We start from the raw sequence: 12,865 nt of genomic DNA on the forward strand, positions 1-12,865 counted from the left end.
CGCGCGGGCGAACGGAGCGGCGTGTCCGTTGACGCTCAACGATCTGGGCGCGGTTCGCCGCGCAAGGGGGCCACAATGACCGACCGTATTCTCGATTTCCTCGCCGAGCGCCGACGCAATGGGCGCGACAACGGACCTTGCCTCGTCGTCGATCTCGACGTCGTGCGCGAAAACTATGTCGGCTTCGCCAAGGCGTTGCCGGATACGCGCGTCTTCTATGCCGTGAAAGCCAATCCGGCGCCGGAAGTGCTCTCGCTCCTCGCCTCGCTCGGCTCGTGCTTCGACACGGCGTCCGTCGTCGAGATCGAGCAGGTCCTCGCCGCCGGCGCGACGCCGGATCGCATCAGCTTCGGCAATACGATCAAGAAGGAGCGTGACGTCGCGCGCGCCTATGCGCTCGGCGTGCGGCTCTTTGCGGTCGACTGCGAGGCGGAAGTCGAAAAGATCGCGCGCGTCGCGCCCGGCTCCAAAGTGTTCTGCCGCATTCTTTGCGACGGCTCGGGCGCCGAATGGCCTTTGTCGCGCAAGTTCGGCTGCGTCCCCGAGATGGCGACGGGCGTGCTCGAACATGCGCATCGCCTCGGGCTCAACGCCTATGGCGTTTCCTTCCATGTCGGCTCGCAGCAGACCAATCCGCGCATGTGGGACGCCGCGCTGAAGTCGGCGTCGGAGATCTTCCGCGAACTCGCGGAGCGCGGAATCAATCTGCAGATGGTCAATCTCGGCGGCGGCTTCCCGACGAAATATCTCAAGAACGTGCCGGCGGTGAAGCAATATGGCGCCGCGATCTTCCGCGCGCTGTCGAAGCATTTCGGCAACCGCATTCCGGAGACGATCATCGAGCCAGGCCGCGGCATGGTTGGCAACGCCGGGCTGATCGAAGCGGAAGTCGTGCTGATCTCGAAGAAGTCGGAGGAGGACAGCGAGATTCGCTGGGTCTATCTCGACATCGGCAAGTTCAACGGCCTCGCCGAGACGACCGACGAGATGATCCGCTATCCGATCCGCACGCCGGCGGACGGCGCGCCGACGAGTCCCTGCGTCGTCGCGGGTCCAAGCTGCGACAGCGTCGACGTGCTCTACGAGAAGCAGCCCTATCAGCTGCCGATCTCGCTCGAGATCGGCGCGAAAGTGCTGATCGAAGGAACCGGGGCCTATACGACGACCTATTCCGCCGTGGGCTTCAACGGCTTCCCGCCGCTCGAGACGCATGTGATCTGAGCCGGCGCTCACCCACTCCCGCTGCAAACCGGGTGTTCCCGGTTTGCACAGATAGCGCTGAAGTCGGCGACAGCCGACTTCAGTTCGGGAGAGGGTGTCACGCGGAACGCGTGACGGGTGAGGGCCCTCAATCCTTCTCCCGCAAGCGGGAGAAGGATTCGCCTCACACTACTGTCAGTCCCGTTCGGCGGGCGCGTCATGCGCCAGGCGCGAGGGTCGCTTGTCCTTCTTAAGGGAGGAAAAGATGGCCTTTGAACTTGCATCCCCCAATCACGTCCACGCGTCGCGCGTCGCGCCGGCAGCGCTTGTCGACCTTGCGCCGTTCGAGATTCGCGATGAAGCGCCGAGCGACCTTGCCGCGCGCGAAGCTTTGCTCGACGACGCCTTCGGTCCCGTGCGGTTCTTGAAGACCTGCCAGCGGCTGCGCGACGGATCGGCGCCGGCGCCGGGCCTCGCGCTGGTCGCGACCGACGGCGTCGGCGCGCTCATCGGCACGCTGCGGCTTTGGCCGGTTCTCGCCGGCGGGCGTGCGGCGCTGCTGCTGGGTCCGCTCGCCGTCGCGGCGCGTTCGCGTTCGCTCGGCGTCGGCGGCGCGTTGATTCGCGAGTCGCTCGTGCGCGCGGCCGACTTCGGCCATCGCGCCGTGCTGCTCGTCGGCGACGCCCCTTATTATGCGCGCTTCGGTTTCGAGCGGCGATTCACCGAGCGGCTGACGATGCCGGGCCCGGTCGAGCGCGCGCGCTTTCTCGGAGTGGAGCTTGTCGACGGCGCGCTATCGGCCGCGCGCGGACGCGTCGTTCCCGCCGCCGCGCCTGCCATCACCCTGCCGCAGGCGGCTTAGAGCGCTTCCCGATCACATGGAACATGTGATCGATAAGGAATCGCTCAAATAAGGAATGTTGGAGCAGGTTCTCATCGAAAAAGTCTGTCAACTTTTTCGGAACCTGCTCGACGCTCACCAATAGGCGAGAATGCCGCGCGCGAGCGGGTAGGAGAGGCCGGCGCCGAGCGCGACGCCGGCCGCGACGTCGCTCGGATAGTGGTGCGCCGTCGCGATTCGCGACCAGGCCATCGACAGCAGAAGAAGGCCGGCCGATAGCGTCGTCGCCGGCCAGGCGATGACGATGGGCGCGAGCACGCCGGTGAGCGTCATGGCGTGGCCGCTGGGGAAGGAGTGATCGTCGAGCGTCTTCAACAGCGACGGCAGCCGCGCGTCGACATGGAACGGACGCCTGCGGCCGAAGCGACGCTTGATGATCGGATAGAGCATATGCAGCAGCGCGGCGTTCAATCCCGCCAGCGCCGCGACATGCAGCCCATGCCAACCGAGGCCGACGAGGACGATGGGCGCGAGGATCAGATAGATCCAACCATTGCCGAGCTTGCTGATCGCGACGGCGAGGAATCTGCCGATCGCGGAGCGCGCCGTTCGTGAGAAAAGATGAACCGCCGCGAGATCAAGGTCGAGGAGACGTTGGCCCCAAGTGGCGGCGACGCCGATGTCTGCTTGCGGCTCTGATGACGCGTCTCGCGTCAGCTTCGCCAGCTGGTCCGATGTGAACGCCATGACGCAACGCTACGCGACGCACGCTTCGGTTTCGCGACGCGGAGGCTGCGTTTCGGTGACGTTGGGGTAGAGGTTGCGTGACGTTTATGTGATGATTTGATGACGCAGCAAGAGCGCCTCCCGATCACATGGAATCATGTGATCGATAAGGAATCGCTCAAAATCAAAACGTCCGAGCAGGTTCTCTCCCGAAAAAGTCTGTCAACGTTTTCGGAACCTGCTCTAGGCCGGCGCGTGTTTCGCGAACGCGCTGCGAAACACCGCGTCGAAAGCGTCGGCGTCGACGTCGACCGTTTCGATCTCCACGCCGTCTTCGGCGACGCCGGAAAAGCGATATTGCGGGTCTGAAAACTCGAGACCTTCCTCGTCTTCGGCGCTCTCGTAAGGCAGCGCGATCTCGACCATCAACTGTCGCTTCAGCGACAGAGCGCGGCCGACCACCGCGTCGATGCGGCCGTCATCACTGCTGAAATACCCGTCGAGGATAATCAGGCAGACGTCGGCGTTTGGCGCCTCGTCCTCCAGCCATTGCAGCGCGGCCTCGACGCTTTCGGCGACATCGATCTTGCCTGCCTCGCTCACGACGAATTGTTGCGGCTGGGCGACGCCGTCGTCGGACCGCGCCACGCCGAAGGGCGTCAGCATGCGTCCGCGAGCCAGCGTCGTGACGGCTTTAGCGAAGGCCTCGCCGGCCAATGCCGCGATGGGTTCGTTCCGAGTCGATTCTGCGCCAGCGCTCATGACATTTTCCTCCGAGCGAGCGGAGTCTGAGGATCAACAGATCAACGTCATCCGTTTCGAGATTCATCATATCGACGTCGTCGCCTCTCGCAGCCATTTGCGTGTCTTTGCGTCCACAAGCGGCGATAGGATTTTGCGCACCCGGGCGTGATAGGCGTTGAGCCAGATGATTTCTTCCGGCGACAGCAATTTTGGTTCGACGCAATTCAAATCGAAAGGCGCAAGCGTGATGGTCTCGAAACCATACATCTGACGTTCCGCGCCTTTGATCTCGCGCCTTTCGACGATGACGAGATTTTCGAGCCTGATTCCATATTCGCCGGCGCGGTAGTAGCCGGGCTCGTTCGAGAGGATCATGCCCGGCTGCAGGGGCGTCGTCCCGAGCTTCGAGATGCGCTGCGGCCCTTCATGCACCGAGAGGTAAGCGCCGACGCCGTGGCCCGTCCCATGATCGAAGTCGAGCCCTGCCTCCCACAGCGCGCGGCGTGCGAAAGCATCCAATTGCGCGCCCGAGACGCCCTTGGGAAAGACGGCGCGGGCGATGGCGATGTGGCCTTTGAGCACGCGCGTGAAATGTTCGCGCAATTGTTTCGACGCCGGGCCGACGACCACGGTGCGCGTCACGTCGGTCGTGCCGTCGAGATATTGCGCGCCGGAATCGACGAGATAGACGCCGCGACCGATCTTGAGATTGCTCGTTTCCGTCACCCGATAATGCGGGATCGCCGCATGTTCGCCGAACGCCGAGATCGTCGGAAAGGAGATGTCGCGCAGGTCGCCGTTCTCGCGGCGGAAGGTTTCGAGCGCTTCCGCCGCGGAGATTTCCGTCAATCCGCCCTTCGGCGCGGCTTCGGAGAACCAGGCGAGGAATCGCGTCAGCGCCGCGCCGTCGCGGATATGAGCTTCGCGTGCGCCCTCAAGCTCCCTTTCATTCTTGATCGCTTTCGGCAGCGTCGCCGGATCGTCGGCGAGACGCGGCTTGCCGCCGGCCGCGCGCAAGGTTTCGACGAGTTTCGCCGGCGCCGTCGCGGAATCAAAGAGAATGCTCGCGCCGCTCTTGCCGAACTGCACGAGATCCTCGATGAGGCTTTCAGGCGTCTTCAGCGTCAGAAATTTTTCAAGCGCCGCGCGCACCTTCGGCGCGAGCTTCGCCTCGTCGACATAGAGCGCAGGCGCGCCGTCCTTCGGCAGCAGCGCGAAGCACAGCGCGATCGGCGTATGCGCCACATCGGCGCCGCGAATGTTGAACGCCCAGCAGATCGCATGCGGATCGGACATCAACGCCGCGTCCGCATCTTTCAGCGCGGCGCGCAGCTTCTTGATCTTCGCGCCGGCGCTCTCGCCGGCGTAACGCGCCGGATGAATCGCCACCGCGCCTATCGGCTCGGCCGGCCGGTCAATCCAAAGCGCATCGATCGGATTGGCGTCGAGCGGAACGAGTTCGATCTTCTTTTCCGCGAGAATTTTCCCGAAGCGTTCGATCTGCGCGCTGGTGTGCACCCAGGGGTCATAACCGATGCGCGCGCCTTCGCGCGCCTGTCCGCCGAGCCAGACGGCGGGCGTCGTTTCGGCGATGTCGAGCGGCTTGAAGAGCTTCGCGTCGATCTCGCCGCGCACCTGAATGACATAGCGGCCATCGACGAAGAGCGCGGCCTCTTTCTCCAGCACGACGGCGAAGCCGGCCGAACCGGTGAAGCCTGTCAGCCAGGCGAGGCGCTCCGCGCATTTGGGCACATATTCGTTTTGATGGACGTCGGCGCGCGGAACGAGAAAGCCGTCGAGTCCTTGCCGTTTCAGCTCAGTGCGCAGCGCCGTGAGGCGCGCCGCACTGTCGCCGCGCATGGCGTCGTCGACGAATGTCTGGAATTTTGCTTCGAACATGGAGCAAAGCTAGTCGCGCGCCTGCCACAGGGCAATGCTTTGCGCGCGCCTTTCCCCACCCCATCCCTCTCCCGCTTTAAAGGGGAAAGGGCAGGGAGGGTGAGCAGGACGCCCCGCCGCGCCTCAACACCAGAGTCGCCCAGCCGTCGATGTCGCCCCGCTCGGCCAGGAAAAAGCCCTGGGCGCGGTAGGCGTCGAGCACGCCGCGCACGTCGCGCGCCAGCAGTCCCGAAAGCACCAGCTCCGCGTCAGCCGTCGCGGCGCCGGCGATCTCCGGCGCAAGCAGGCGCAGAGGCTTCGCCAGGATGTTGGCGAAGATCAGATCGTATTGGCCTTGCAGCGACGCGTGGCGGAGCCCGGTCGCGACGACCGGGCGAACATCGGCCCCGGCGCCATTGGCGCGGGCGTTGGCCGAGGCTGTCGCCACGGCGACGGGATCGATATCGCCGCAGGCGACGCGCTGGTGAAAGAGCCGCGCGGCGGCGATCGCCAGAACGCCGGTGCCGGTTCCGACATCAAGAATGCGGCGTGGGCGCCGGCGCTTGGCGGTTCTCTCGAGCGCTCTAAGGCAACCCAGCGTCGTGCCGTGATGGCCGGTGCCGAAAGCGAGCGCCGCCTCGATCTCGACGCCGATGTCGTTCGCGCGCCGCCGGCTCCGATCATGAGCGCCATGCACCAGCACGCGGCCGGCGCGGACGGGGGCCAATCCGGCAAGAGCGTTCTCCACCCAGTCCTGCTCGGCGATTGTCGAAAAGCGCGCCGCCCGCGCCGTTTCGGCGTCGGCGGCGGCCTCGATCAGGGCAAGGATCTGCCCTTCGTCGGGCGCGGTCGCGAAATAGACCTCGACGGACCATTGGGGGCCGTCATCCACCTCGAAGGCGGCGGCGGCGGTCTGTGTCGGCTCGAAGGTTTCGACGATGAGGTCGGCGACGGCGCGGGCGCGTTTTTCGTCGCAATCGAGGCGCAGCATGTGGCTGGCGTTATTGGGGGGAAGGCCTTCAAGCATGCGCGCGCTTACCACGGCCGGGGCGCGCGCGTCACCTTTCGCTGGGCGCCAGCCGCCTGTATTGTCGCGCTAGAGGCTGGTTCCAACGAGTTGAAGGCGTGAATGACCGAAAGACTTTCGATTTGTCTGATCGGCCCCAAGAAGGGCGGCAAGTCGTCGCTGCTCGCCTCGCTCGTCGACTGCGTCGCGCAAAGCGCCTTTGGCTATTCGCCGCGCCTGCGCCCCGCGCTGCAGCCCATCACCGAGGCGGAATATTTCGCCGAGAGCGCTGAGCCGAAGAAAGCCAATCTGCTGTCGGTCGAACAGGGCGACTATGAGCGGCTGCGGCGCGAATTCGCCGAGGGCGGCCTCGCCACCGACACGCTCGACACCTACGAATATCGCTTCCGCCTGACGGTCAACGGAGAAGCCCCGCCGGCGGCGGTGCTCCGGGGTCCCTGGCTCCTGGAGATCATCGACTCGGCGGGGGAGATCGCCGTGCCGCCGGACGGCGCCGAAGTCGCCATTCTCAATGACGTCAAAGCCAAGCTCGCCAGGCAGATGCTTGAGGCGGACGCGATCGTGATCGTGCTGCCGCTGGTGCGGCTCGAGGATTCCGGCTGGTCGGGCAATCTCGCGCGCCTCATCGACCGATTGGCGCTGGCGCCTGAGAAAAAGCTCAAGCGGCTCGTCGTCGTTTTCTCTCAATATGAGCGCTTGTTCGCGCGCCTCGGGCCGAGCGCCTTCACCTATGCCTGCGATCCGGCGGTGGCGCTGCACGCCTTGCGCAAATCGCTGCGCGCGGCACAATGGCTGGATCGGCTGCGGGCTCTGGAGGCGCCGAACGGCGGCGCATCGGTGCGCTTCACGGTCTGCTCGGCCTATGGCTTCGTCAAGCGCTTTCAGAATCCCAACATCGATCCGCATCAGCCTGGCGAGCGCCGGTTTCGTCGCGCGGGCCTCGAAGGCGCCCGCGCCTATAATGAATATTGGCGGCCGTTTCTCACCGCCGAGCCGTTTCTATACGCCGCGCTTGGCCTCGACAGCGCCTTCACCTTCTCCTATGCGCAGCTCGACGCGCGCATCGAGGAGATCGCCTGAAGCGCATTCCGGTCACATGGAATCATGTGATCGATAAGGAATCGCTCAAATCAAAATATTGGAGCAGGTCCTCATCGAAAAAGTCTCTCAACTTTTTCGGGACCTGCTCTAAAGCGAATTTTCGTCAATTCTTGCTTAAGGCTCTGCGCATAGGGTGATCGCGCGGATTTCCCGCGCGAAAGGACGCGCGATGCGCATAGCTGCGCCGAATGGCGACGAAACGGCCGAGATCTCTCTCGAAAGGCTGCATTATGGGAAGCTCGCTTTTGGCGCGACGCTGCGCGTGCCGGCGACCGCGGGCTATGGCGTGACCTTGCGCAGTTGCAATCTGCAGCCGGCCGACGACCGGCTGCTTTCGCCGCCGCGTCTGATGGCGCTTCGCCGCTTCGAGCCCGATCTTGTCGATCCTGCGTCTCGACGACGCGGCTCCTTCATCGCGCGGGTCGCCCCGGAGCCCAATTCTCGGCGCGCGATTTTTCTGCGCGCCCGCTTCCGGCCCGAAGACGGCGAAAGCGGCCATGGACGCCTCTATCAGCAGAGCGCCGTATGGAGCGTGAGCGCGGCGGACTGGCGCCAACATCCGGCGGCGCTGCTCGCCATGGCGGACTCCGAGCTCGACGCGCTACCGGATCTGGTGACCGAAGACGAGGCGACGCGCTACAACGCCGCGCCGGCGCGTTACCTCGTTCGCTTCATCGATCCGCGGGACGTTTGGAGCGCGCTCGAAGATGCGCTGAAAGCGACCCATTGGGCGACGCCAACGCTCGAATTTCTGGCGCGGGGCGCCGAAACGGGCAAAGACGCGACGCTGACCTTTGGCGCCGACGATTTTGCGAGCGAAACCGAGTTTCTCGGAGCCGTCGGCCTCGCGCTGCAGTTTTTGCCGTCGAGCTATCCCCGCTGGCGCGAGATCAGCGTCGTTTCCGGTCTGCTTCACGCGCCGCAGGGTCTTTGCCTGCGCTACCTTCCGTCGCTACGCGCGGCAGCGCGCGCAACTCCCGTCGCCGCCTAACCGGGCGCACGCCTGTCCATCGGACTCGGTTCAGCGATCAGATAGCGTTCGAGCGCGCCGGAGCGCCGCCGTGGCAGGTTCGCGGCGGCGGCGTCCGCGTAATAGGCGCGGGGGCCGCTGGCGATGACGCCGTCGGCAGCGTAATGCAAGGCGCGGGCGGAGCGCGGCTTCAGCGCCGCGAACAGCCGCGCCTCAATCTGCCCGACGGTGATATTGTCGACGAGATAGGCGCCTTTGCGGTCGACGTGAGCGATTTCGTCGCGCACGAGTCGATTGAGGATGGCCATGATATTGTCGCGCACATTGGGCGGCAGCGCCGACATTGCTTCGGCGTCAGGGTCGATCTCGCTCATGTCGCCGTGAACCGGCCGCGCCGCGCGTAGCACTGCTTTCATCGCACGGATGTCGACGGGCTGCTCCTCGTCGTCGGAAAGATCGATCGGCGCTGCGAACTGACGCCGCTCGCGCGCCTCATAGCCGCGTTTGAAAATCTCCGACAGGAATTTCATGATGAACAGAAAGGCGTCCTGCGCCATCGCGACGCCGATCGCCATCGTCGAATCGGGGGTGAAGCTCCAGAAGGCTTCGCGCGCCAGTTCGAATTTATTGCGCTCGGAACTGTGCGTGCGCAGATAGGCGTCGCTTTTTTTCAAAAGCTCGCGCACCTCGTCGTCTGTCAGCCCAGCCGCCTTGCCGGAGACGACGCAGGCGTCGACGAGGGTTTTGGCGTCGTTGAAGCCGTTTGCCGCGGCGCCCCTGTCAGACGCCGGCGCCGAGCGGATCTTGGCGACAATCGCTGAGAGTTCGTCGCGCAGCCCGGCTTCCAGCCCGCATTTTTTATCAAAGGCCGCGCGCGCGGCGATCGTGTCGTCGCGCGCCGAGAGCAGATCGCGCGCCTCCCCCTGCGGTTCGCAGGTGAAGTCGGGCGGCACGCTTCCCGGCAGCGCATTGGATTGCCGAGCCGCCGCGAGAATCGGTTCGCATAGGGGCTTCGCTTCGCGCACGGCGCGCCATGTCGGCTCGAGGCGCAGCTGGTCGCGCAGCGCGGCGAGATCGCGCAACGTCGCGTCAAGATCGAGCGCGGCTTCGCCCTTCGGCATCGGCTTGCCGGAAGCGGCGCTCGCGGTCTCGGCCTTCTGCTTTAGCGTGATCGTCTGAGCGTTGAGCGCGTCGCGCCGCTTCACCGCGTTGGCGCGTTCGTTCGCGGGGCCCGCGAGCGTCTGCCTGAGCGCCGACACGCGTCGCATCGCTTCGGCCGCCTTCTCCTGATGCGCGCGGCAATTGGGACCGCAGGTCGCGCCCAGCCCATCGAGTCCGTGCGCGGCGTCGACGGCGAGCTGTTCTTCCTGACGCGCGGCGGCGGCCATCGACGTCATCTCGTCCTGCTTCGCTTTAATGATGACGTCGAGCTCGGCGATGCTGCGCTCAAGCGCTTCGATGTCGCGTCGCGCATCCTCGAGCTGACGCGTCGCCGCTTGCGCGCTTTCCATTTCCAGCGCGGCCTGGCTCGCGGCCTGCGCGATGACCGCCTGCTGCGCCTCCTGCCGCTTACGAATGGCGTCGCGCAGGGCCGGCCCGGCCTGGCGCGCGGTGTTTATAAGGCCGTCGATCGAATCGAGATAGGCCTTGTAGCTGGGCGTCGCGGCGATGCGCGCCGAGGCCGCTTCGTAAGCGGCGGCGATGTCTTTCGTCGCCGGCAGCAGAACTTCCGTCGCAAGCTCCATCGGCTGCAGCTCGGCGACGATCTTGCGGGAGGAGAGCTTGAAGATGTTGTTGTAGTAGTAGGTGAATGAAAAAAAGGCGGAGATCGAGAAGACGAAGGCGAAGACCAGCGCCGTCACGCCGGTCTTGATGATCATGCGTTCGCGGGCCATGCGCCGCCGCGCGATCAGCGCCGCCAGATCGACGCCGAGCGACCAGGATGTCGCAGCGAGCATGGTGAGGACGGCGGTCGTCGCGATCAGCGTGCCCGCGATCCCGATCACGTCTCCGGGCTCTCGCTGCATGATGTCGATCATGCCGGACGAGGTTGTGTAGAAGACCCAGCCCAGAACGGGCAGGGCGGCGGCCATTCCGACACGGCCGAGGTTGAGATCGCCGCTCCACAGGCGCGACAGCGGCGAAATCAGAGCGTCGAAAAGACCGAAGCGCCGCTGCGGGGCCGAGGCGTCGACGACGCGCGCCTGCTGCGCAGAGACGGTCATCGCGCGGACGCTCTCGACGCTGGAACCAGCCGGCTGCGCATGTCCGCTCCCTTAGAAAAAGCAATGTCGGGTTGGTGACGTTGACGGCGAATTGAGACGGATTTGCGCCTCGGCGCAAGGGCGGACCGCCGCTGCGGCGCAGCGTGTCGGCGGCGCTCCCGGCGGATGCGCGCCGCTTATCGGACCTGGGTTGGTGCGGCGCGGCGCCCCGCTTCCCCTTCCTGAACGATTCGTGCTAGACGGCGAGATTATTGTCTGCGGCTGGGCCGTTCGGCCGCGACTCGCGCTGACGGGCCTTGAACCCGTCAAGTCATCAAGGGGTCAGCCGTGGCCATTCCGTTCCGCTATATCGCAAAAATCGGCGCGTATCTCGTCAAGCAGCACCTCACGGGCGTGCGGCGTTATCCGCTCGTGCTCATGATGGAGCCGCTGTTCCGCTGCAATCTGGCCTGCGCCGGCTGCGGCAAGATCGATTACCCCGATCATATCCTCAACAAGCGGCTTTCGGTCGAGGACGCGCTGCGCTCGGTGGACGAATGTGGCGCGCCGGTGGTGGTGGTCGCCGGCGGCGAGCCGCTTTTGCACAAGGATTTGCCGGAGATTGTCGAAGGCATCGTCGCGCGGCGTAAATTCGCGATCGTCTGCACCAATGCTCTGCTGCTCGCCAAAAAAATCGACCACTTCAAGCCGAGCCCCTATTTCACCTGGTCGATCCATCTCGATGGCGACAAGGAGATGCACGACCGCGCGGTCTGCCAGGACGGGGTCTATGAGCGCGCCGTCGAGGCGCTCAAACTCGCCAAGTCCAAGGGCTTCCGCGTCACCACCAACAGCACCTTCTTTTCCGACGCCGATCCGGAGCGCGTCGCGAAATTCCTCGACGCGACGACGGCGCTCGGCGTCGACGGGATGACGCTTTCCCCGGGTTACGCTTATGAGCGGGCGCCGGATCAGACTCACTTCCTCAATCGCACCCGCACCAAGGAATTGTTCCGCGCCATTCTGCGTCGCGGCCGGGGCGGGAAAGCCTGGGGACTCACCCAGTCGACGCTGTTCATGAATTTCCTGGCCGGCAATGTGAGCTATCGCTGCACCCCCTGGGGGATGCCGCTGCGCACGGTGTTTGGCTGGCAGCGTCCCTGCTATCTGCTCGGCGAAGGCTATGTGCCGACGTTCAAGCAGCTGATGGAGGAGACCGACTGGGACGCCTACGGCGTCGGCAATTACGAGAAATGCGCCGACTGCATGGTGCACTCCGGCTTTGAGGCGACCGCCGTCGCCGATTCGGTTCGCCGGCCCTGGCGGGCGGCCGCCGTCGCGCTCTTTGGGGTGCGCACCGAGGGGCCGATGGCGCCTGACGTCTCGCTGGAGAATCAGCGCCCGGCCGAATATGTCTATGACGAAAATATCGCCAGGCTTTCAGAGATCCGCGAGCACGAGGCGCAGCAGCGGGCCGAGCAACGGTCCACAGCGGCTTAGCGAGACGAAGGCGGCGCGGGAGTCGAGGCCCGCCCGAATCATGCCGCCAAGTTGATGCGGCCCGCGGATCAGTTCGCGGGCGACGCCGAGGGCGTGAATGTCGCCTTCAGGCGTCAGCGCTTTGGCGACGAGCGGCGGCAGCGCGCGCGCCGCCGGATCGCTGATCGCGCGCAGCGCGACGAAAGGAATGTCGCGCCGCCGCGCGAATTCTTCGGCAAGATGCGATTCCATGTCGACCGCGACAGCTTGCGCGCCTTCGCGCAGCGCCGCCTTGGCGCCCGGGTTCATCGCTGGCTGGTCAACGCCGATGATGGGCCCCGGCGTAACCTTGCAGCCGGCGGCCGCGGCGCCTTTCATCAGCACTGACGAGAGACGCGGATGGGTGTCGCGCCGCGCGTCGCCGCCGACGATGGCGTCGGCCACGACGACATGGCCCGGCCGCAGCGCGTAATCCAGTCCGCCCGCGAGTCCGAAGCTGACGACGGCGGAAAAATCAGTTCCGCCAAGCGCATCGAGCGCTTGCCGCAGGCGCCCGACATTCGCGCCGCTGCACAGCGTCGTGACGCCTTCGCCGGCGGCGCAGGCGGCCTCGCGCTTCATGCCGACGATGACGAGAATCGGCGCGAGGGCGCTCAGTTCGGCGGTTTTTCTACGGCCAGTCGCGCGCGCCATGG

Annotated in this window: 11 protein-coding genes; 5 read left to right on the forward strand and 6 right to left on the reverse strand. The window is 65.4% G+C overall.

Going from position 1 to position 12,865, the window contains the following annotated elements:
• Window positions 1-75 precede the first annotated feature (75 nt).
• Both A3OO_RS0106535 and A3OO_RS0106540 read left to right on the forward strand, forming a co-directional pair.
• Complete coding sequence (locus tag A3OO_RS0106535; RefSeq protein ID WP_018407033.1) at window positions 76-1,221, forward strand: type III PLP-dependent enzyme; 1,146 nt, start codon at window positions 76-78, stop codon at window positions 1,219-1,221.
• 244 nt (window positions 1,222-1,465) lie between these two features.
• Window positions 1,466-2,062, forward strand: a complete 597-nt coding sequence (locus A3OO_RS0106540; RefSeq protein WP_018407034.1) for a GNAT family N-acetyltransferase — start codon at window positions 1,466-1,468, stop codon at window positions 2,060-2,062.
• A gap of 114 nt (window positions 2,063-2,176) precedes the next feature.
• Here the strand turns inward: A3OO_RS0106540 and A3OO_RS0106550 are convergent, their stop codons facing one another.
• From A3OO_RS0106550 to A3OO_RS0106570, 4 genes are all read right to left on the reverse strand, one after another.
• A complete protein-coding gene (locus A3OO_RS0106550; protein WP_018407035.1) occupies window positions 2,177-2,788 on the reverse strand; it encodes a phosphatase PAP2 family protein in 612 nt (203 codons plus the stop codon).
• A gap of 222 nt (window positions 2,789-3,010) precedes the next feature.
• Window positions 3,011-3,529, reverse strand: coding sequence for a hypothetical protein (locus A3OO_RS0106555; RefSeq protein ID WP_051080342.1), 519 nt, complete (start codon window positions 3,527-3,529; stop codon window positions 3,011-3,013).
• A 66-nt stretch (window positions 3,530-3,595) separates the two neighbouring features.
• Window positions 3,596-5,410, reverse strand: a complete 1,815-nt coding sequence (locus tag A3OO_RS0106565; protein WP_018407038.1) for an aminopeptidase P family protein — start codon at window positions 5,408-5,410, stop codon at window positions 3,596-3,598.
• 76 nt (window positions 5,411-5,486) lie between these two features.
• The gene (locus tag A3OO_RS0106570) at window positions 5,487-6,416 is read right to left on the reverse strand and encodes a 50S ribosomal protein L11 methyltransferase (protein WP_026222746.1); all 930 of its coding nucleotides are present in this window, start codon (window positions 6,414-6,416) and stop codon (window positions 5,487-5,489) included.
• A gap of 102 nt (window positions 6,417-6,518) precedes the next feature.
• Here A3OO_RS0106570 and A3OO_RS0106575 point away from each other — a divergent pair, with 102 nt between their 5' ends.
• Both A3OO_RS0106575 and A3OO_RS0106580 read left to right on the forward strand, forming a co-directional pair.
• Window positions 6,519-7,496 (forward strand): hypothetical protein, encoded by a 978-nt coding sequence (locus A3OO_RS0106575; RefSeq protein WP_018407041.1) that lies wholly within the window; start codon window positions 6,519-6,521, stop codon window positions 7,494-7,496.
• A gap of 190 nt (window positions 7,497-7,686) precedes the next feature.
• Window positions 7,687-8,508, forward strand: coding sequence for a hypothetical protein (locus tag A3OO_RS0106580; RefSeq protein WP_051080386.1), 822 nt, complete (start codon window positions 7,687-7,689; stop codon window positions 8,506-8,508).
• Here the strand turns inward: A3OO_RS0106580 and A3OO_RS0106585 are convergent.
• Window positions 8,505-10,712, reverse strand: a complete 2,208-nt coding sequence (locus A3OO_RS0106585; protein ID WP_020561382.1) for a coiled-coil domain-containing protein — start codon at window positions 10,710-10,712, stop codon at window positions 8,505-8,507. The genes A3OO_RS0106580 and A3OO_RS0106585 overlap by 4 nt on opposite strands.
• A 327-nt stretch (window positions 10,713-11,039) precedes the next feature.
• On the opposite strand from A3OO_RS0106585, the gene hpnH reads away from it, so the two are divergent.
• A complete protein-coding gene (gene hpnH, locus A3OO_RS0106590) occupies window positions 11,040-12,191 on the forward strand; it encodes an adenosyl-hopene transferase HpnH (protein ID WP_018407043.1) in 1,152 nt (383 codons plus the stop codon).
• On the opposite strand, the gene A3OO_RS0106595 is transcribed toward hpnH, so the two are convergent.
• Window positions 12,132-12,863, reverse strand: coding sequence for a phosphorylase family protein (locus tag A3OO_RS0106595; RefSeq protein ID WP_018407044.1), 732 nt, complete (start codon window positions 12,861-12,863; stop codon window positions 12,132-12,134). The genes hpnH and A3OO_RS0106595 overlap by 60 nt on opposite strands.
• Window positions 12,864-12,865: the final 2 nt, after the last annotated feature.

The organism is Methylocystis rosea SV97 (assembly GCF_000372845.1).
GTDB lineage: Bacteria > Pseudomonadota > Alphaproteobacteria > Rhizobiales > Beijerinckiaceae > Methylocystis > Methylocystis rosea.